Consider the following 21,529-nt stretch of genomic DNA (forward strand, 5'->3'; position numbering starts at 1 on the left):
GGAGGGGAACGAATGACGCACGAGACGGAGCGCGAGCTCCTGCTGGCGTTCGCGGATTTCGGAGGCCGTCCGAATTCGGGCGAGGATGCCGGACCGGCGATGCGGCGCGCGTTGGCCGCGGCTGCCGTAGCCCGGCGGCCCGTCCGGCTCGCGATCGAACCGGGACGCTACGATTTCTACGCGGAATCCGCCGCGCGGGCGGTCTATTATATTACAAACACGGCAAGCGAGCAGGAAAACCCGAATCCCGTCAAGACGATCGGCCTTTTCATGAAGGGGCTGAAAGATTTTACGCTGGATGGGGGAGGCGCGTTATTTCTATTTCATGGTAAAATGACGATGTTTGTGATCGATGAGTGCGAGGGAGTCGTCGTACGGAACCTGCATACGGACTTCGCGCAGCCTACGGTGGCCGAGATGACGATCGCGCGGCTGGGAGACGGCTATATGGACGTATCCGTTCACCCGGATTCCCGCTATTCGATCGCCGGGGACCGGCTTTCCTGGACCGGTCCGGGCTGGAGCTTTCTCGAAGGGCCGATGCAGGCGTACGATCCCGGACGGAACGTCACCTGGCGCATCGACAACGTCGTCGCCCGCGCGGCGAGCGCCGAGGAGCTGACTCCCGGAACGATTCGGCTTCGCTACGACCATGGGCCGGGCGAAGCTCTGGCCGAGGGCTGGACGCTGCAGGTCCGGGACGGCATTCGCGATCAGGTCGGCGTATTCATTCATCGCAGCCGGGACGTGAAATGGCGGGACGTTGGCGTCCATTTCACGCATGGGCTCGGCATCGTCGGCCAGTTCAGCGCCGATCTGAGCTTCCGCAGGCTCGATATGTCGCCTCGGACGGAGACGGGGCGCACGGTGGCCGCGTTCGCGGATTTCGTTCATCTGTCCGGCTGCGGCGGAAAAATCGAAATCGCGGACAGCCGCTTCGTCGGCGCTCACGACGATGTGATCAACGTCCACGGCACGCATCTGCGCATCGTCGGGCAGCCTTCGGAGCGCCAGCTTGTCGTCCGTTTCATGCATCCGCAGACGTACGGCTTCGCGGCGTTCGCGGCGGGCGACGAGATCGAATTCGTCCGCGCGGACGCATTGACGACGTTCGGACGCGGGAGTGTGGCCGCCGCCGAGCTGACCGGTCCGCGCGAGATGCTGCTGACGCTGGAGGACGAGCCGCCGGAGGGCATCGGCGAAACGGACGTCATCGAGAACGTGACGTGGACGCCGGAAGCGGAAATCCGGGGCAATTATTTCGCTCGCATCCCGACAAGGGGTGTGCTGGCGACGACCAGACGGCCGGTCGTCATCGCGGACAACGTGTTTGAGCGGATGCGGATGAGCGCCGTGCTTGTCGCCGACGATGCGGCGTCCTGGTACGAATCGGGGCGGGTCGAGGACTTGACGGTTCGGGGGAACCGTTTTATCGAATGCGGCGGGCCGGATCAAGCCGTTATCGCTATCGTCCCGGAGAACGAGAAAGTCGACGAAGCGGCGCCGGTGCACCGCGGAATCCGCATCGCGGACAACGTGTTCGAGATGCAGGGGATGCGGGAGACGCGGGTGCTGGAAGCGAAGAGCGTACGCTCGCTGGAGTTCTCGGGCAATACGGTTCGTTTGCCGGAGGAAGGCGACGCGGACCCGCAGCGGGTTTTCCGGCTTGTCGCCTGCAGCGAGGCGGAGATCGGGGACAACCGGTTCGAGAGAGGGTTCCCGCAGTAGTGACGCAAAGGCGCGGGATTGGAACGCAACGACGAACGACAGGGGGGAGAGAACAACGTGAAGCTGCAATACGACAAACCGGCTTTCAGATGGACGGAAGCTTTGCCGCTGGGCAACGGCCGGATCGGAGCGATGCATTTCGGGGGAGTCGAACGGGATCGTATCGGCTTGAACGAGGATACGCTGTGGTCGGGCACGCCGTCGAAGGACGGCAACAACGCGCATGCGCTGGGAGTGCTGCCCGAGGTTCGCAAGCTTGTACGGGAGGGGCGTTACGAGGAGGCCGATCTGAGGAGCAAGGAAATGATGGGCGACTATTCCCAGTCCTACTTGCCTTTCGGAGACCTCGTGCTGACGTTCGGCCATGGGGATGTGTGCCATTCCTACCGGAGGTCTCTCGATCTGGAGGACGCGATCTCCCGGGTCGAATATGAGATCGGGGGAGTCGCCTACAAGCGCGAGCTGTTCGTCTCGCACCCGCACCGCGTGCTTGTTCTCCGGCTGGAGGCCGACGCGGCAGGAGCGCTGGAAGTTCATGCGCGGCTGGACAGTCCGCTGCGCCACTCGACCTCGGCGGAAGACGGGAGGCTTGTGCTGCGCGGGATCGCTCCGGAGCACGTCTCGCCGAGCTATTACGATTCGCCCGATCCGATCGTGTACGGGGAAGAGGCGACGTCGGAGGCGATCCGTTTCGCGGGCGTTCTGCACGTCTCGGCGGAAGGCGGGACGGTGCGCGCGGACGGAGACGGCCTGCACGTGCTGGGGGCGCGCAGTGCGACTTTCGTATTTGCCGCGGCGACGACCTTTGGCAGCACGGCGAACGGCACGTCGGATGCGGTCGCGGAGGCGGGACGGCATCTGGACGAAGCGCTGGGCAAAGCGTACGCCGCGCTTCGGGACGATCATATCGCCGACTATCGGGCATTGTTCGACAGAGTGAGGCTGAAGCTCGGCGACCGCGTCTCCCCGGAGGGGATGCCGACCGACGAACGGGTCGCCGCGTACGGGTCGTCCGATCCGGATCTTGTCGGGCTGCTGTTCCAGTACGGGCGTTATTTGACGATTGCCGGCTCCCGTCCCGGGACGCAGGCGACGAATTTGCAGGGCATATGGAACGATCTGACCCGTCCGCCGTGGAGCAGCAATTATACGATCAACATCAACACGCAGATGAACTATTGGCCGGTCGAGACGGCGAACTTGTCCGAATGTCACGAGCCGCTGATTTCCCTGGTCGGCAGGGTGGCGCAAACCGGACGGAGAACGGCGGAGCTTCATTACGGCTGCCGCGGCTGGGTCGCGCATCACAACGTCGACTTGTGGGGGCATTCGGCCCCGGCGGGAGGACGCGGGGCGGGCGACGCCTCCTGGGCGATGTGGCCGATGGGCGGCATTTGGCTGGCGCAGCATCTGTGGGAGCATTACGCTTTCGGAAGAGATGCCGATTATTTGCGCGACACCGCGTATCCGACGATGAAGGAAGCGGCGCTGTTCTGTCTCGATTTTCTCGAGGAGGACGAGAACGGCCGCTTGTCGACCTGTCCGTCGACCTCGCCGGAGCATAAATTCCGCTACGACGGCAAGCTGGCCGGAGTCGGCCGGGCGTCGACGATGGACATGTCGCTGATCTGGGACCTGTTCACGAACTGCATCGAGGCGGCAGAGGCGCTCGGAACGGACGAACGGTTCGCGGAGGAGCTTCGCGCCGCCAGAGCCAAGCTGTATCCGCTTCAGATCGGACGGGGCGGACGGCTGCAGGAATGGTTCGAGGACTTCGAGGACGAGGATCCGCATCATCGCCACGTCTCGCATCTGTTCGGCGTTTATCCGGGCCGGCAGCTGACGGAGCGGGATACGCCCGAGCTGTTCGCCGCCGCCCGCCGCTCGCTGGAGCTGCGCGGCAACGAGGGCACGGGCTGGAGCCTCGGCTGGAAGGTCGGCTTGTGGGCGCGGTTCCGCGAAGGCAATCAGAGCTACGAGCTGCTGACGAATTTGATGAGGCTCTCGGGTGAGGGGACGAATTATTCGCGGGGCGGCTTGTATCCGAATCTGTTCGACGCTCATCCGCCGTTCCAGATCGACGGCAACTTCGCCGCGACCTCCGGAATCGTCGAGATGCTTCTGCAATCGCATGAGAACGCTCTGGAGCTGCTTCCGGCGCTGCCGGGCGCCTGGCCGAACGGCAGCGCGGAAGGGCTGCGGGCCCGCGGCGGCTTCGAAGTCGCCATCCGCTGGCGGGAAGGCCGGCTGGAAGAGGCGGAAGTACGCGCCTTGCAGGACGGGGTTTGCGAGATCGCAAAGGCGGGAGAGCTGACTGTCACGTTGGATGGGGACGAGGTAGCCGTTCAGCGCCTGGAGCAGGGAAGAATCCGGTTCGCCGCCGAGACGGGCCGGACGTATCGCATTCGCCCCGTCAGAACGTAGGGCGACAAGTCTTCGGAAGGATGGAGTAGACGCGACAACATGACCACGATCGAGAGAGTACACGTCGTTTTCAAGACGCATCTGGATATCGGCTTTACCCATCTGGCGGCCCGCGTGGCCGAGCAGTACAGGGAGGAATACATTCCGAAAGCGATCGCGCTTGCGGAGCGGTTGGAGGAGGACGGCGGTCCGGCCCGCTTCGTCTGGACGACCGGCTCGTGGCTGATCCGGCATTATCTGGATTCGGCCTCGGACGAAGAGAGGCGCCGGATGGAGAACGCGATCGCCCGCGGGCATATCGCCTGGCACGGTCTTCCGTTCACGACGCATACGGAACTGATGGACGAGGAGTTGTTCCGGTTCGGCCTGTCGATCGGCCGCGATCTGGACGCCGCGTACGGCAAGGAAACGATTTCGGCCAAAATGACCGACGTGCCCGGTCATACGCTGGGCATGGTCCCGCACATGGCGAAGGCAGGCATTCGTTATTTGCACCTGGGTGTCAATCCGGCGTCGAAGCGGCCCGACGTGCCGCGGCTGTTTCGCTGGCAGGCGGAGGACGGCTCGGAGATTCTCGTCAATTACGCGGGTACGTATGGCGAGGATCTGCAGCTGGAAGGACTTCGCGACGTGCTTGTTTTCGCCCATACGGGGGACAACTGCGGCCCGCCGTCGGCCGAGGAAATCCGCGAGCAGTTCGAGGAGATCGGCAGGCGTTATCCCGGAGCGGAGGTGCTCGCCTCGACGATGGACGCATTCGCGCGCAAGCTGCTGGAAGCGGACTGCGAGCTGCCCGTCGTCCGCGAGGAGCTGGGCGATACGTGGATTCACGGAGCCGGGACGGACCCACTTAAGCTGGCTCGCTACCGGGAGCTCCTGCGCCTGCGTTCCCGTTGGCTGGAGGAAGGGAAGCTGAAACGCACGGATGAGGCGTACCGGCGCATGAGCATGGAGCTGCTGATGGTCGCCGAGCATACGTGGGGACTGGACGTGAAGAAATGGCTTCCCGACTTCCGCAGCTACGCCAAGCGGGATTTCCAGGCCGCTCGTCTGCGGGACGAAGTGGACCCCGCCGACATTCCGGCGAAGTTCGGCTATATCGGCGCGTTCGCAATGGACGAATTCGACAAGCATTCCGGCACGTTGTTCTCGGCAGAGGAGAGCCGGCGCTCGTATTCGCTGATTGAAAGCTCCTGGGCGGAGCAGCGGCAGTACGTGGACCGGGCGGTATCGCATCTGGAAGAGCCGCTGCGCGGGGAAGCGGGCGGCGCGCTTGACGGTCTTGCGCCGAAGGCTGCGGAAGCGGGCGAAACGAAGCTGATCGCGGTGGCGGGAAGCTTCGCTCCCGGCGGCGGCTGGCAAGCGGAATTCGATGCAAGCGGCGCGCTGATCGGGCTGCTCGACGCGAACGGCAAGTGCTGGGTCGACAAGGCGCATCCGTTCGGCACGTACCGGTACGAGACGTTCGGCACGGAGGACTACGCCCGCTACTTCCGCACGTACATGCAGAATCTGCCGATTACGCATCCGTGGGCGGACGCGGACTTCAGCAAGCCGGGCTTCGAATTCGTTCGTCCTCTGCCGAGCCACCGGCTGTATGCGCCAAGACTGCTTGACGCGCGGCGGCTGGACGACGGCCGATATGCGCTGCGCCTGGCCATGCCTGAGGAAGCTTACGAGGAGTACGGCGCTCCGCGGGAGCTGGAAATCGCGTACGGTTTCGGACCGGAGGAGATCGACGTTTCGCTGCAATGGTTCGGCAAGGACGCGAACCGTCTTCCCGAAGCGAGCTGGTTCGGCTGTGCACTGAACGTCGACAACCCGAACCTGTGGACGATGGACAAGCTGGGTCTGCCCGTCTCTTCGCTACGCGTCGTGAAAGGCGGCAACCGCAACCTGCACGCCGTCGGCAGCGGCGTTCATTACGAAGGGGCGGACGGCTCCGCGTCCATCGAAACGCTGGACGCGGCTCTGGTCGCGCCAGGGGGAGGCAGGCTGCTGCAGTTCGATCAATCGTTCGCTTCGCTGGACGGGGGCTGGCATTTTAATCTGCACAACAATATTTGGGGAACGAACTTCCCGATGTGGTACGGGGAAGACGCGAAGTTCCGGTTCAAGCTGCGGCTGAAGTCGAATCTGCTGTAATCGGTTGATTCGGGCCGCAATAAGGAACACTTGGAGGAGAGGTGGCGCAGCCCCCTCTCTTTCCGGCATTGGCGGTATGGGCCGGACGGGGGAGGACCGGCGAGGTCGGAGGAAGATGGGCCAGGATAAAGGAAGCGGCAGAGGCGGAAGATGGGGCGATATAGGAAGGATGCGGCATGAACGGAGAAAGGGGGAGAGAAAATGCGCAAAGTGTTGATTGTCGAGGACGAGCCGCAAATCCGCAGCGGGCTGCTCGGCTTGGCGTTATGGCAGGAGCTGGGGTTTGAGGAAGCGATCGGAGCCGAAGACGGGGAGGAAGCGCTGGAGGCGGTCCGCTTGTCGCCGGACGTTCGCGTGGTCGTCACCGACATTCGTATGGAGAGGATGAGCGGCCTCGAGCTGATCCGCAGGCTGCAGGACGAGGCCGGCTTCTCGGGGAAAGTCGTCATTTTGAGCGGGTACGACGATTTCCAATATGCGCGGCAGGCGATGAACTATGGCGTCGTCGATTTTCTGCTGAAGCCGGTGGACGTCGCGGAATTAAAGCAGGTCGTCGTGAAGGCGCTGGCGCTGCTGGAGCGGGAGGAAAGGCGAAAAATGAGCCTCTATCTGGTGGAAGGCGCCATTCCGAAGCTGCGGGAAGAGCTGCTGCAGGATTTGCTCGAGCGCGCGCCGGGCCCGGCGTCGGAGGAGCAGGTTCGCCGGCAGCTAACGCAATACGGCATCGAGTGGCTTGCGGACCGCAGGCTGGTCATGCTGGTGCTGGAGGCGGACAACCTCAAGGCGTTCGCGCAGATGGGCTACACAGAGAAGGAGCGCGAACGGGTGCGCTTCGCGATCGGCAACGTGCTTGAGCATTCGCTGCCGGAGCAGGCGGACATCGCCGGAGATTACGTTTGGCTGCGTTCGAGACCCGAAGGCAGATGGATCGTTATTTTCTCCGCGGAGAGCGCAAGGAATTCCGAGCTGCTTCGGCGGCTTCGCGAGTTTAAAACGCTGCTGATTGCCCGTCTGAAGCAGTATGTGAAGGCGAGCGCGACGGCCGTCATTTCCGATGAGGGCGACATGGCGGCGCTGCCGGAGCTGTACGAGGAAGCGTGCCGCAGGCTGACGCAGACCAAAATTTACGGGGAGACGGACGAGGACGCGGACCAGGAGGCGCCGCAGACGTTTCGCGACGTCGACGTGTTAACGGAGCCGCGGGCGCTCGCGGAGCTGTTAAAGCACGGCGACGAGCAGGATGTGCGCGAGGCGATGTCGCTGTTTCCCGTCATGGTGCGCGAGTGGGGAGTCGAGCAGCTGCGCGATCTGCACCACCGGGTGTTCGAATGGCTGCTCGACGTCTTCGAGGAAGCCAGAAGGGCCGGCTGGAAGCGGGAGGATTGGAAAAAGCGTCCGCTTCTTGTCTGGGAGAGGATCGAAGCGCTGGACACCTCGGAAGCGCTGCAGCCGCTCGCGCTGGATTATTTGCTGCAAGCGAATGCCGAGCTGCAGGGAGAATCCGCTTCCCGCAGCCAAATTTTCGAGAAGGCCAAGCAGTTCATCGACGAGCGGTTCCGCGAGCCGATCACCGTGCAGACGGTGGCCGAGCACGTCTATCTGTCGCCGGAGTGGCTGAGCACGCTGTTCAAGAAAAACGCGGGCATGACTTTCCTGGATTATTTGACCCATCTGAGAATCGAGAAAGCCAAAGAGCTGCTGCAGGACGTTTCCTTGAAAATTTATCAAATCAGCGGCGAGGTGGGCTACCGGGACACGGTGTATTTTTCCAAGCTGTTCAAACGGAAGGTCGGCTGCACGCCCAACGAATACCGCAATTTAAAGGGGCTGGGCGGAGATGATTGAACGGACGCGTCACCCGCTGTCGATGCGCTACCGGTTCATGCTCGTTTTTTTCGCGCTGATCGTTATTCCGTTCGCGCTGGTCGGCTATTTGGCCTGGTCGAAGTCGGAGAAAACGATTCGCGGCAGCCATCTCGATTCGGTTGCGCAGACCGCGAAAAACCTCGATAACTTTTTCCGGTACGTGATGAACGAGCAGGACAAGATCATGGCGTCCGACGAGCTGCAGGCTTTGTTCGACCCCGCCCAGAACGATCCGGCGGACGAGATTGCCTACTCGAACAAGATCATCTCCTACGTCGACGCGCTCAACTATTCGAACAAGCTTTTCCGCATCCGGCTGTTCCCGCTGAACCCGTCGGAGCATCCGACTTACATGAGATCGGCTTACGGCCGGCTCGATCTCGATCAGGCTCCGTGGTTCGTCGACATCGCGGCGAACGGCCGGCCGTTCTGGAAGCGGTTCGACTCCGAGGATCACCCGAACCTGTTCGTGCAGCCGACGCTGGGCAACGTCAAGCGGCTGCACAGTCTAAAAACCTATGCGCCCCTGGGCGTTGTCGTTATGGAAATCCGCCCTTCCATTCTCGAGGAATTCATCTATCCGATGCGCCAATTCCGCAATCAGGAGCTGCTGCTCGTCGACAAGAACGGTTTTCCCGCGTACAGCTCGAACGGTCGTTACGGCGCGGTGGACCCCGGCCTGCGCGACGAGCTTAAGCCGTCCCTCGCTTCCGCGACGATCGACCATGCCGGCCGCAAATCGCTGCTCAGCCTCTCCGCGGTCATGGGCGACGAGCTGAGACTGGTCAGCATCGTGCCGAACAAGGATCTGAACAACCCGATCGCCGTGCTGAACAAGGTGACGGTGGCGCTGCTCGGCTTCTATTTCCTGCTGTCTCTGTTTTTGGCCGGTTATTTGACGGTGACCTATACGAGCCCGATCTCGCAGCTCGTCCGCAGGATGAAGGCGATGGGGCGCAGCGACTTCAAGGACGATATGCTCGCGGATACGCGGTATGCGGACAGGAGCGACGAGGTAGGCCTGCTCTACCGCGGAATGTCCGCTATGGTCGGGGAAATCCACCGGCTGCTCAAGGAGACGAAGGACTCGGAGAAGCGCAAGAAGCAGCTGGAGTTCCAGGTGCTCGCCTACCAGATCAACCCGCATTTTCTGTACAATACGCTCGATACGATTCGCTGGAAGGCCGAAGCCCACAACGTCGGCGAGATCGGCGAAATCGTCAGCTCGCTCGGCTCGCTATTCCGCCTCAGTCTGAACGGAGGCCGGGAGCTGACAAGCGTGGAGCGCGAGCTGGAGCTGCTGAAGGCATACGTCGATATCGAAAAAACGCGCCGTTCCCGGCCGATTCGCGTCACGTACATGATCGAGGAGGAGATCCGCGAGCTGCCGCTCATGCGGCTCGTGCTGCAGCCGCTTGTCGAGAACGCGATCCGCCACGGCATCTCCGGCAAAGGCGAGACGGGCATGATTATCGTGCAGGGAGGCCTGGAGGAGGAGAAGCTCGTCTTCCGCGTCACGGACAACGGGCCGGGCATTCCCGAGGATATCGCGCGGGAGCTGCTTGGCTCGGGGACGGACCCTTCCCGCAAGGAGCGGGAGGGCGGTCTTGGCTTGATTAACGTGCACGAGCGCTTAAAGCATTATTTCGGCGATCCGTACGGTCTGGAAATCGAGAGCGAGGCGGGCCAGGGCGCGACGATTGTGCTGAAGCATCCCGTGCTGCCGAAGGACGCGACGGATTTGGACGGTTTGGCGGACCCTGTCGGATAAAAACGGCGTGGGCTGATCCAGATGACGCAGAGGGCAACGCATCGACGATGGGACGGGGGGATTTCCCGTTTCCGGGGCGACGCTTGCTGCTGATCGGTCATTTGGACCAGCCCTATTTTTATGGCAAACTAGCTCCCTTATCCCTCATCACGCCCCATTTCCGAGTCCGGTGTACGAAAGTTTCGATTATCGTCCTCCGTTTCGCCCCGTTCCAGAGTCCGATGTACGAAAGTTTCGATTATCGTCCCCCGTTTCGCCCCGTTCCAGAGCCCGATGTACGAAAGTTTCGATTATCGTCCCCCGTTTCGCCCCGTTCCGGAGCCCAATGTACGACAAACTCGGTTATCGTCCTCGTCCGCCTGTCCTAACGATTAAGGATTCACATTGAGAGACTCCATTTGCGGGGAAATCTTATAGGCGCGGTGGGTCGAGCGCAGTTTTCCTTGGCGGTGATGCGGCAGTCAAAGGTTTTGTACCAGTAAAGCTTAAAGCTGTCTCATAGGTTGGCGGACGGGGCGGTGGTATCCTTGGTGTACGGGAGGGGAATGACATGAAGGAAGCGATGGCAACGCCGAACAAGCAGGGCGGCGGAACCTGGAAAAAACTGAAATCCCAATGGACCTTGCAACTGATGATTCTGCCCTGCATAGCGTTCCTGATCGTGTTCGCTTACATTCCATTGGCGGGCAACATCATCGCGTTTCAAAACTTCAAGATTACGTCCGGCTTTACGGGCAGCGAATTCGTCGGGCTAAGCCATTTCGCCGAGATGCTGCGCGATCCGACCTTCCACCAAGCGATGAAAAATACCGTGCTGCTGAGCTTGCTGTATTTGCTGGTCGTATTCCCGATGCCGCTGTTGTTCGCGCTGCTGATCAACGAGATTCCGTTCCGAAGATTCCGGAAGCTTGTGCAGACGACGAGCTATTTGCCGCATTTTATCGCCTTCGCGATGGTCGCCTCGATGTGGATCATTTTGCTGGACCCGAAAGGGCTCGTCAACGAAACGATGCAACTGCTGCATCTGATCCGCCATCCGATCGAGTTTTGGACGGAGCCGGGATTGTTCCGGCCGCTGTCGACGCTGATCAGCATCTGGAAGGAGACGGGATGGGGCGCGATTATTTTCCTGGCGGCGATCGCCGGCATCCAGCCGGATCTGTACGAGGCGGCGATGATTGACGGAGCCGGGCGGATCAAGCGCATTTTGCACATTACGCTGCCGAACCTCATCCCTTTGTTCGCGATGCTGTTCATCCTGAAAGCCGGCACGCTGTTCACCGGCAACCTGGACCACTCGATTCTGCTCGGCAATTCGTTCAATAAGGATACGTCGTATGTCATCGAGTATTATTCGCTGCAGATGGGGCTGGAGCTTACCCGCTATTCCTACGCGACGGCGGTCAGCTCGTTCCAGGCGCTTATGTCGCTGCTGCTCGTGCTGTTCGCAAACTGGTTCTCGGGACGGGTGTCCGGCAATCGGCTGTTCTGAATCCATTAAGGGCAAAGGAGGGAGCGGACTTGCGTTCCTACATCAAGCTGACGCGGGAAGACCGGATCGTGAACGCGACGGTGACGATTTTCGGCATTCTGGCGTTTCTGGCCACCTTTTATCCGCTGTATTACTTGCTGATTTATTCGCTGAACGATCCGGTCGACGCGGCCGGGGGCCAGCTGTACTGGTTTCCGAGGCAGTTTACGTTCGATAATTACGCCGTTATTTTTCGCGACGAGCAGTTGCTTAATTCGTTCCTGCTGACGGTCGCGCGGACGGCGCTCGGCACGCTGACCGGCGTGCTGTTCACGGCGATGGGCGCGTACGCCTTGTCCAAGTCGCGGCTGGTGTTCCGCAAAACGTATTCGATGATCGGACTGGTGACGATGTACGTCAGCGGCGGTCTGATTCCAACCTACCTGCTGCTGCAAAAGCTCCATCTGCTCAATACGTTCTGGGTGTACATTATCCCGTCGCTGTTCAATATTTTCAACGCGCTGCTGTTTATGGCTTTTTTCCGGCAATTGCCGGAGGAGCTGGAGGAGTCCGCGAAGGTGGACGGCAGCGGGGACTTCTATATTTTCGTCAGAATCATTTTGCCGCTGTCGAAGCCGGTGCTGGCGACGGTCGCCCTGTTCGTGGCCGTCAACCATTGGAACGATTGGTTCAGCTCCGCTTACTTCGTCTCGAACCAGCAGCTGTGGACGCTGCCGACGATTATCGTGCGCATGCTGTCCGACACGGCGATTATCGAGAACATGCAGAGCCTGCCGCCGAACATGAGGATGGATCCGCTGTCCACGCTGATGGCGATCAAATATGCGACGCTGATCGTGACGGTGCTGCCGATTACGCTCGTGTATCCGTTCATCCAGAAGTATTTCGTGCAGGGCATGATGGTCGGGGCCATCAAAGCTTAACCGCGTTATCGTTAGCTCGCTTGCGGGCTTCTGATAAAATAGCTACACGACACAAGGGGAGGACTTATCGATGAAAAAAACGTTCAAAAGCCGCTCCGCGCTGCTGCTTGCCGGAGTCGTCGCCGCGTCTCTGGTTGCCGGATGCTCCGGCGCCAAGGACAACAACACCAACGCTTCTTCGCAGCCGCCCGCTTCGGGCTCGTCTCCGGCGGCGTCCGCCAGCGGCTCGCAGGAATCGCTTGAGCCGATCACGCTCGACCTCTACTCCGACCGCGCCTGGTACAGCGATTGGACGGGACCGGGGGCGAAGCGGATTTCGGAAAAAACGGGCGTGAGCCTTAATGTGAAAAAGCCGGTTCAGGACGACGGCGACGGCAAGGACATCTCGCTGATGATCGCCAGCAACAGCCTGCCGGACCTGATGGTCGTCGACCGCGGCAACAAAATGCTGGACCAGCTCGTTGAAGGCGATTACTTGTACGCGATCGACGAGTTGATCGATCAATACGCGCCCAACCTGCGGACGATTCTGGACGAGCAGTACGGTCCGGAGCTGCTGACGAATTTTACCGAGGCGGACGGGCATACGTACAAGCTCATCTCCGGCTACCAGACGGAAAAATATTTGGAGCAGGCGCAGAAAAACGCGGGCCTGGCGCCGGTATGGCTGCCGCAGCTCGTCGTGCGCAAGGACTATTACGACGAGATCGGCCGCCCGGACACGTCCAGCCCGGAGAAGTTCATGGCCGCGCTGGAGCAGATGGCCGAGAAGCATCCGGACAAAATTCCGTATCTCGGCGACAAGAGCCAGCATTCCGACGATCTGGGCTGGTTCTCGCCGCAATTCGGCGTCGCTCCGTACTATGTGGACGGAGATCAAGTGAAGAGCACGATCCACGATCCGAAGTGGAAGGAAATGATCAAGTACGGTTTTCAGCTTGCCGGCAAAGGTTTGCTGACCAAGGAATCCTTCGTGAATACGAACGAGGTGACGGGACAAAAGGTCGCGGCCGGCGATTCGATCGTCTGGGCGTACAACTCGACGGCGGTGAACTCCGCGCCTCCGAAGGACAATCCGGACACGCAGTTCGAGGTGCTGACTCCGTTCGCCGATTATATGTATCCGACGATTCCCCGGGGCTGGATGGCGCTCGTCATTCCGAAGAGCAACAAAAATCCGGAGCGCACGATCAAGCTGCTGGAGTACGCGGCATCCAAGGAAGGACAGGCGGATTTCTCGTTCGGCGTGGAAGGAACGGGCGCGGGCGACTTCAAGGATTTGGCCGGCGGCGCGCATTTCTACTATGACGCTTCCGTCCCGAACGACTATTTCCCGCAAGGCAAGCCGACGCTGACGACGGGCTTTAACGACGCGCTGAACAACGATTGGGGCGGCACGTGGAAGCAGGCCGGACTCGGCGAGCCGATCATGCTGGTGACGAACTGGGCGGTGTCCAACACCGTGTTCTGGAATCCTGCGGACGAGGCCAAGGTCGCGTACGACCAGATGATGGCGCCGAAAATGAAGTTTTTCCCCGAGTTCGACTTCAAGATCGACAGCGCCAGCGATTTCGGCATTATCGAAGCCAAGATCAAGACGCTTCGCGCCGATTATATGCCTAAGCTCGTATTCGCGCAGTCCGAGAACGAATTCGAAACGCTGTTCGCCGACATGCTGAAGAAGGCCGAAGGGCTGAGCGTCGACAAGCTGGAAGCGGAATATACGCGGCAATACGCGATGTTGAAAGCGAAATAAAGCAATTCGCAATAGGAACGGAGCGGAGGAAACGGAATGCATACGCTGGAAAACGAATGGCTGGCCGTCGCGCTGTACGGCTGGCCGGGCGTTCGGGAATATGTGTACAAGCCGACGGGAACGCGGATGGCCGGCAGCGGTCCGGACGGCAGGCTCGCCGTTAACGGGATGGAGCTGGAATGGGACGAGTGGGACATCGACGCTCGTCCGTCCCCGGACGGAACGGCGGTCAGCTATCGCATGGGACTGCGGCGTCTGGCGCTGCGGATCGCGGTCGAATATCGGCTGGAGCAGCAGACGCTCGCCGTCAAGGTGACGGTAGAGGACGATCCGCAGGCGGCGCTGAAGAAGCTCGATTGGAGGCGCCTGCCGCTGTTGTCGTGCGACGATCCTTCGTTCTCGTTCGACCGGACCGAGGTGCGGCAGAAAAGCTGGAGGCTGATCCCGGGTGGCGGCAGAGGCTTGTACGATCGGGAGCGGGTTCGGGACCGGATCGGGGACGCCGTTCCCGATCCATCCGAGGTGCCGACGATGCATGCGTGCGCGTTCGACGGAAATCTGTGCGGCTTCGTGCGGACGAATTACCCGGTGCTTCCGCTGCAAACCCGCGTGTCGGAGGATGAACGTTATCCCGGCCGCGGGGGCCGTTTCTCCATCGCGCCCAACACGTATCAATACCGGGTTCGGGAGCGGACGATGGCGCCGCTGGAGCTTGCGGTCGTGTTTCTGGAGGACATCAACGGCGACGGCATAGCGGACGATTGCGACTATCATCTGTGGCTGAACCGGCAGTTCCCGGATGCGGACCCGCTGTACAAGAAGGCGATCTGGTACCAGGTGTTCAACGCGGAAAAGGATCGCGGCGTGCTGACGACGTTTAAGGAGACGCTGGAGATCATCCGGCAAATTCATCACGTGACGGGCGGCGTTCCGCAGATTGCTTATTTGATCGGCTGGCAGTTCGACGGACACGATACGGGTTATCCTTCGCTCAACCGCGTCAATCCGAAGCTTGCCGAAAACCCGGAACGGGCGGAGGAGGAGCTGCGGGAGCTGGTGCGGCGCGCCAAGGAAGAATACGACTGCATCGTCAGCTACCATATTAATCTCGATGACGCGTACGTCGACGCGCCGGACTGGGACCCGGCCATTCTGAGCCGCGACCCGGACGGAGCGGATCGGCTGTGGCTGGATACACCCAAGCAGCGGGCTTATCATATTTGTCACACGAAGGATGTCGAGAGCGGGCAGGTGTTTCGCCGGATCGACGATTTTCTGAAGGCGGTGCCCGTCGAGCGTACCGTTCAGGTCGACGCATTCCGCAACACGAACGCCAGCTGGGAGGCGGACGGCAGCTATATCGGTCCACTGGAGGAGTTCGTCTGCGGGATGCAGCCGATCCTCGCCTATTTCCGCGACAAGGGGATCGACGTGTCGACGGAAGGGCTGAACGGCATGTCGATCGAGGACAGCGGCGTGTTCAGCGCTTATTGGCACTATTCGCCGTCGCTGCTGTACCACGGCAAAATCGTCGGCGGCGGCAGCGTCGACATGAACGCGATCGCCTGGGGCAAGGGCGCGTCGTTCGACTCGGACGTGCTGTACCGCGGCGAGCCGACGAGGCTTCTCGGGGAGCAGTTTCTGGCGAACGATTTCGAATCGAAGTGGGACCAGGTCGTCGATATTATTTACTTGGGCTCGATGCTCTACCAGTTCTACCTGGAGCGGGAAATGGCGGAATGGCGCGAGGACGGGCGGCGCATCTACATTCGCTACTCCGACGGCGTGACGGTGGACATCGACAAGGCGGAGGAACGGCTTGCCGTGCGCTGGGGCCAGGTGACGATCGCCTCGGACGGGGAGCGCTTCGTTCCGCTCGGCGATCGGATCTACGCCTACAGCCAAGGCGGATCGGACCGCGAATGGACGCTGCCCGAGGACTGGCGCGTCGGCGGGTTCGCCGCCTACCGAATGTCCGGCGAGGGCCGGGAGCGGATTGGCGAGTATCCGGCAGGCTTGTCGTCGGTTCGGCTGCGGTTGGAGCCTCGCGTTCCGGTTATTTTGGAGCGGATGGGATAGACAAGGACGATAGGTCGGGACAGGACCAGGACAGGGCATGCTTGGCATGCTGTCCTGGTCCTGTTTTTGTGTTGGACGATAGGGGGAGTTATGCTGAGGGTGGTGTTGCGAGAATATTCCCGTTTCCGGGTACCAATCGCATCTATCGCCCATTCAGAACGAAAATGGCATATCGCCTTCGGCGCGGTTTCGTGCTACGGTAGGCACTAAACAGTCTAACCGAAGAAAGGACGACGCCGATTGAACAAAACCAGCCAGCCGCATCTCCTTTTCATCACAACCGACGAACTGCGCAAGGACGCTCTGTCCTGCTACGGCGGACAGGCGGTGAGTACGCCGCATATCGATTCTATCGCGGACGGGGGCATCCGCTTCGACCGGGCTTACACGAACAGCCCTTGGTGCCTGCCGTCGCGATGCGCCATGCTGACCGGACGGTATCCGCACCGCAGCGGAGCGTACAGCAACTTCCGCAAATGCGAGCTTTCAACCGGCGTGCCCAATCTGCTGCAGGGGCTGCGCGAATCCGGCTACCGAACGAGCCTGTTCGGCAAATGCCACTTCAGTCCGGTTCCTTACGGCGAGACCCGCGCGGACCGCACGCTGCCGTACGAGGCGTTCCGCGATTATTACCTGTCTCTCGGACTCGACCATCTCGACTTGCAGGACGACAAGCAGGTGTCGGTCTGGTTCTACGACGATTACGCGAAGGAGCTGGACGCGGCCGGTTATCTCGAAGCCTATCGCCGCGATACGTGGGACGTCGAAGGCAAACGAAGGAAGGTGTTTCCGTTCCCCGGACCGGCCGAATGGCATCCGGACAGTTGGGTCGGACGCAAGGCGGAGGAATATATCGAGTCGTACGACGACGATCGGCCGCTGTTCGCCTGGGTATCGTTCAGCGGCCCGCATTATCCGTTCGACGCTCCGGCCGAATATTTCGATCGGGTCGATATGTCCAAGGATCGGCGATTTCCCGCGCTGGATGGAGAGTTCGACGATCCGCGCCGCATTCACTACCGCAGCTTCCACGGCCCCGGCAATATCGACGGAGCGAACTCGGCGCCGGAGGGGGCGACCAAGCATTACTCGGAGCCGTATTGGCACGATCTGCGCCGCAGCTACTACGCCAATATGGCGCAAATCGACGATTGGGTCGGACGCATTCTCGATACGGCCCGGCGCAAGCTCGGCGACAATGTGATGGTCGTCTTTACCGCCGACCACGGCGAGATGCTCGGCAATCACAATCTCTGGGGCAAGCACGACTGCGGCTACGAGGACGTGCTGAACGTTCCGCTGCTCGTCCGTTACCCGGCTGCGAATCCGCACTCGAATCCGAATCCGTTCGCCGGCGATTCGATCGTTTCCCGTTCGGTCGTCCAGCTCATCGATCTGGCTCCTACCTTCTTAAGCGCAGCCGGCCAAGCCGAATGGGAGAGCGACGGCCGCGATCTGCGTCTGTCGCTCGAGGATGGCGGCTATCGCTATACGTTCGCGGAAGGGGAAGGCTTCATCGCCGTCAGCGACGGGGCGTACAAGCTCGTCCAGACCCGCAAGCAGGGGAGGGAGTACGACGAGCTGTTCGATCTGGCCGCCGATCCGCGCGAGACGGATAACCGGATCAAGCTTCCCGAATATGTCGGCGAGCTCGCCCGGCTCAGGAACGAAATCGTGAATCATTTTATGGCGAAGGTGCTTGCGTAACGCGCGAAGCCCGAATAGAATTGCCGCCAGCGAGCAATGGCCGCTGGCGGCTTCTTCATCCGGCGGGAGCGGCTGGCCATTCGAGACGGAGCAAAGGGGGGGGGAGTCCGGTGCGCATGCAGATTAAGAGAAGCTTGTTTTATCGGTATTTGCTGTCTTATTTGCTCATTACGGCGGTCCCGCTGCTCATTCTGGGCACGGTGTTCTACCAGAAGTCGATTGCGAGCTTAAGGCATGAGGTGGAGAACGCCAACATCGGCAAGCTGACGCAGGTGAAAAACATCGTGGACCAGCGGATGCAGGAGCTCAGCCATCTCGCGTTCCGCATCAGCCAGGACAATCGGCTCAGCCGCTTCTATCTCGGCAAGGGCGAATACGAAGCGATCGAAGCGGTCGAGGAACTGCGCAAATACAAGGCGAACAGCATGCTGATCGACCATCTCTTCCTGACGTTCCAGGGCGACGACTCGATCTATTCCTCGGCCGGCAAATTTTCGCGCTCGTCCTTCCATTCTTATTTTTATACGAACGAGGAATGGAACCGCGAGCGTTTTTTCGAGGAGGTCAATCGGCTGACCCGCCCTACCGTCAAGGTGCTCATCGACAGTCAGTCCGACGCCTTGGAGCCGCCTCGCGTGCTTGGCTACATGTATCCTTTATCGACGAGTCCGCAGAAAACGTATGGGGCGGTCATTTTCACGATTGAGCAGAAAATGCTGTACGGCCTCATGGGAGACGTGCTTGGCGATTTTCACGGAGAAGCGTACATGCTGGACGAGGAAGGTCGAATGCTGGCGGGCATGCGGCGCGGCGACAAGACGATCTCCGTGCGGGAAGAGGCGCTGTCCGCCGATTATGGCGAACCGAGCGTGTATCGACTGAACTCGGCCGGAGAAAGCTTCTCCGTCGTTACCGTCCGCTCGGAGACGAGCGATTGGCAGTTTATGACGATCATTCCGACCCGCGAATTTCTCGGACGCGTCAGCGAAACCCGCACGCTGATTTTGATCATTATTTGCATCGTCGCTTTGCTGGGAGCGGGGACGGCGGTGTTCTTCGCCTCGAACCATTACCGGCCCTTCAAGAAGTGGATTCGGCTGCTGCAAAGCGAGAGCATCGAACCGCCCGCGCCGCCGGACAACCGCACGGGACGGGAGAACGAGCTTGAGCTGATCGGCCATACGGCCTACAGCGCGCTTGAGAGCTATCGCGCGCTGCGCGAGAAGGTGCTGTCGCAGCGGGACTGGCTGCGGGAGCAGCTGTTTGTCCGGCTGCTGTCAGGCAAAGTGCGCGACGAAACGGAGCACGAGGAGCTGACGCGAGCGGCCGAGCTGCAGTTCGTCGGCCATGCCTACCGGGTGCTGGCTGTCGCCATTGAGCCGCAGGCGGACGGATGGAGCCGACTGGGACGCATCTACTCTGCGTTGAAACCGCTTGCGGTCCCCGGATATAAGCTGTACGTTGTGGAGGCGCCGGATGAGGACGCGCTGGCCGTCATCGTGGAAGAGGAGGAGGGAGACCCTGCCGACGGCAGGGAAAAGCTGCTGCGTATCGGCGAAACCATCCGCGAGACGGCGCGGAAAGCGGCCGAGACGGAGCCTTATGTCGGCATAGGCGAGCCGTGCGCAACGATTGACCGCCTTCATCGCTCCTATGCGGAGGCGTCGGCCGCTCTGGCGTATGTCCGGCTCAAAAAGGAGCTGCGGCTGTGCCGCTTCGAAGAAATCGTAGAAGGGGAGACGAAGGAGTTCTGGTATCCGGTCGACGAGCAGATTTTGTTTACGCAAAGCCTGAAGCAGGGGAACCAGACGCTGGCGCTTGAAAATGCGGAGGCCATCGTCGGACGGATCGCTTCCCAGGCAACCTCCCTGCTGATGCTCCGCTATATTTGCTTCGATATTATCAACAGCACGGCCAAGACGGCGCAGGAAATTCATCGCACGGCGTTCGCCGAGCAGATCAACAGTCTGATGAGCTTCGCTACGATCGATCAGCTCAAGACTCGGCTTGCGGATTTGACGGTGAAGGTGTGCGGCTACGTCGACGGGCTCAAGGCGAGCCGCAACTCGGAGCTGCTGGGCAAAATGCTGAAAATCGTGCACGAGCGAAGCATGGACCCGATGTTTTCCCTAGAAGGGGTAGCCGATCAGGTGCGCGTCACTCCGTCGTACTTGAGCAAATTTTTTAAGGAGCAGATCGGGACGACATTCAGCGAATACGTGACGAACCTGCGCATGACCGAAATCAAGCGCCAGCTGGTGGAGTCGGACAAGCCGATCAAGGAAATCGTCGAGAGCTCCGGCTACGCGGATCTGTCCAGCTTCGTCCGCAAGTTCAAGGCGATCGAGGGCGTCACTCCGGGACAATACCGCAAGCTTTATGCAGAGGCGGAGCAGACGGAGCAGACGAGGCGGGCGGACATGGACGGCAAGCCGCAGTAGTACGATTAAGGGACGACAGTCGACGATGCGCCGGCTGCCGTCCCTTTTATTATGCGGCCTCAAGGGGATAGACCACCTTAACGGCACAGCGCGAAGGCAATGGCATATCGTTGTTTGTAAGCGTTATCACCTAAATCGCACACTCCGTCAAGAACCGCTTCTATACACTGCCCGGGAGCCTGGCGTATAGTCGGACTCACCGAACGAATCCCTCACCGAAAGGAGTCTGCGAATGAACGTTCCGTTAACCGGCGCGAGCAAGTCCCGGCGGATCGGGGCGCAGGGCAGCCGATGGAAGCCGTATACGCGCAACTATCAATTATATTTGCTGCTGCTGCCGCCGCTGGTTTATTACATCGCGTTTCATTACGTCCCGATGTACGGCGTGCAAATCGCCTTTAAGCAGTTTAACGCCACGCTTGGCATTTCCGGGAGTCCGTGGATCGGCTTTACCCATTTTGAGAGGTTTTTCTCGTATTACAATTTCACGACCATTTTGACCAATACGGTCGTCATCAGTCTGTACGCGCTGGCCGTCGGCTTCTTCACGCCGATTCTGCTGGCGATCATGATCAACGAAGTTCGTCACCGGTGGTTCCGCAAGCTCGTTCAGAACGCAACCTATATGCCCCATTTTCTGTCCGTCGTCGTCGTGGTCGGCATGATGGTTTCGTTCACGTCGCTCAACTCCGGCGTCGTCAACCGGCTGATCGAGCTGCTCGGCGGGACGCCGATCGCCTTCATGATGGAGTCGAGCTGGTTCAAAACGCTGTTCGTCATGAGCAACGTCTGGGAGCACATGGGCTGGAACGCGATCATTTATTTGGCGGCGCTGGCCGGTATTAGCCCGGAGCTGTACGAGGCGGCGATCGTCGACGGCGCGGGCAAATGGAAGCGCATTATTCACGTATCCATTCCCGGCATTATGTCTACGGTAATCGTGCTGCTCATTCTTCGCGTCGGCCAACTGCTGAACGTCGGCTTCGAGAAAATATTGCTGATGCAAAACGACGCCAACCTGTCCGCCTCCGACGTGATTTCGACTTATTTATACCGGAGCGGCTTGCTGGAAGGCCAATTCAGCTATGCGGCGGCGGTCGGGCTGTTCAATTCCGTCTGCAATTTTGCCATCCTCATTCTCGCCAATTATTTGGCGCGCAGAATGAGCGAAAACAGTCTGTGGTAAGGAGGGGCTGC

The 21,529-nt window shown here is 60.5% G+C and carries 12 protein-coding genes; all 12 read left to right on the forward strand.

Annotated elements, in window-relative coordinates; all coding sequences use genetic code 11:
* Window positions 1-12 precede the first annotated feature (12 nt).
* The 12 genes from ACFFT4_RS28905 (at window position 13) to ACFFT4_RS28960 (ending at window position 21,518) form a co-directional block, all read left to right on the forward strand.
* Window positions 13-1,728: an alpha-1,3-galactosidase-related protein gene (locus ACFFT4_RS28905; protein ID WP_378052589.1), complete on the forward strand. Its 1,716-nt coding sequence runs from the start codon at window positions 13-15 to the stop codon at window positions 1,726-1,728.
* Window positions 1,729-1,785: 57 nt separating this feature from the next.
* Entirely contained in the window at window positions 1,786-4,152 is a 2,367-nt protein-coding gene (locus ACFFT4_RS28910; protein ID WP_378052590.1) for a glycoside hydrolase family 95 protein, read from the forward strand.
* Between the two features lie 39 nt (window positions 4,153-4,191).
* A complete protein-coding gene (locus ACFFT4_RS28915) occupies window positions 4,192-6,297 on the forward strand; it encodes a DUF5054 domain-containing protein (RefSeq protein ID WP_378052591.1) in 2,106 nt (701 codons plus the stop codon).
* Between the two features lie 201 nt (window positions 6,298-6,498).
* Window positions 6,499-8,142: a response regulator gene (locus ACFFT4_RS28920; protein WP_378052592.1), complete on the forward strand. Its 1,644-nt coding sequence runs from the start codon at window positions 6,499-6,501 to the stop codon at window positions 8,140-8,142.
* Window positions 8,135-9,934, forward strand: coding sequence for a sensor histidine kinase (locus tag ACFFT4_RS28925; RefSeq protein WP_378052593.1), 1,800 nt, complete (start codon window positions 8,135-8,137; stop codon window positions 9,932-9,934). The genes ACFFT4_RS28920 and ACFFT4_RS28925 overlap by 8 nt, the downstream gene beginning before the upstream one ends.
* Window positions 9,935-10,484: 550 nt before the next feature.
* A complete protein-coding gene (locus ACFFT4_RS28930) occupies window positions 10,485-11,426 on the forward strand; it encodes an ABC transporter permease (RefSeq protein ID WP_378052594.1) in 942 nt (313 codons plus the stop codon).
* Between the two features lie 29 nt (window positions 11,427-11,455).
* Entirely contained in the window at window positions 11,456-12,349 is an 894-nt protein-coding gene (locus tag ACFFT4_RS28935) for a carbohydrate ABC transporter permease (RefSeq protein ID WP_378052595.1), read from the forward strand.
* Between the two features lie 70 nt (window positions 12,350-12,419).
* Window positions 12,420-14,105: an extracellular solute-binding protein gene (locus tag ACFFT4_RS28940; RefSeq protein ID WP_378052596.1), complete on the forward strand. Its 1,686-nt coding sequence runs from the start codon at window positions 12,420-12,422 to the stop codon at window positions 14,103-14,105.
* A 36-nt stretch (window positions 14,106-14,141) separates the two neighbouring features.
* Window positions 14,142-16,184, forward strand: a complete 2,043-nt coding sequence (locus ACFFT4_RS28945) for an endo-alpha-N-acetylgalactosaminidase family protein (protein ID WP_378052597.1) — start codon at window positions 14,142-14,144, stop codon at window positions 16,182-16,184.
* 240 nt (window positions 16,185-16,424) lie between these two features.
* Window positions 16,425-17,891 carry a sulfatase family protein gene (locus ACFFT4_RS28950; RefSeq protein WP_378052598.1) on the forward strand — a complete coding sequence of 489 codons (1,467 nt, stop codon included), beginning with the start codon at window positions 16,425-16,427 and terminating at the stop codon, window positions 17,889-17,891.
* Between the two features lie 116 nt (window positions 17,892-18,007).
* Window positions 18,008-20,332: a helix-turn-helix domain-containing protein gene (locus ACFFT4_RS28955; RefSeq protein WP_378052599.1), complete on the forward strand. Its 2,325-nt coding sequence runs from the start codon at window positions 18,008-18,010 to the stop codon at window positions 20,330-20,332.
* Between the two features lie 232 nt (window positions 20,333-20,564).
* Entirely contained in the window at window positions 20,565-21,518 is a 954-nt protein-coding gene (locus tag ACFFT4_RS28960) for an ABC transporter permease (RefSeq protein ID WP_378052600.1), read from the forward strand.
* The last annotated feature ends 11 nt before the right edge of the window (window positions 21,519-21,529 follow it).

Source organism: Cohnella cellulosilytica (genome assembly GCF_042431195.1).
Taxonomy (GTDB): domain Bacteria; phylum Bacillota; class Bacilli; order Paenibacillales; family Paenibacillaceae; genus Cohnella; species Cohnella cellulosilytica.

Coding starts and splice junctions, on each gene's coding strand:
- ACFFT4_RS28915 (WP_378052591.1), top strand. CDS start 4,192: ATGACCACGATCGAGAGAGTACACGTCGTTTTCAAGACGCATCTGGAT.
- ACFFT4_RS28925 (WP_378052593.1), top strand. CDS start 8,135: ATGATTGAACGGACGCGTCACCCGCTGTCGATGCGCTACCGGTTCATG.
- ACFFT4_RS28905 (WP_378052589.1), top strand. CDS start 13: ATGACGCACGAGACGGAGCGCGAGCTCCTGCTGGCGTTCGCGGATTTC.
- ACFFT4_RS28930 (WP_378052594.1), top strand. CDS start 10,485: ATGAAGGAAGCGATGGCAACGCCGAACAAGCAGGGCGGCGGAACCTGG.
- ACFFT4_RS28960 (WP_378052600.1), top strand. CDS start 20,565: ATGAACGTTCCGTTAACCGGCGCGAGCAAGTCCCGGCGGATCGGGGCG.
- ACFFT4_RS28955 (WP_378052599.1), top strand. CDS start 18,008: ATGCAGATTAAGAGAAGCTTGTTTTATCGGTATTTGCTGTCTTATTTG.
- ACFFT4_RS28940 (WP_378052596.1), top strand. CDS start 12,420: ATGAAAAAAACGTTCAAAAGCCGCTCCGCGCTGCTGCTTGCCGGAGTC.
- ACFFT4_RS28945 (WP_378052597.1), top strand. CDS start 14,142: ATGCATACGCTGGAAAACGAATGGCTGGCCGTCGCGCTGTACGGCTGG.
- ACFFT4_RS28920 (WP_378052592.1), top strand. CDS start 6,499: ATGCGCAAAGTGTTGATTGTCGAGGACGAGCCGCAAATCCGCAGCGGG.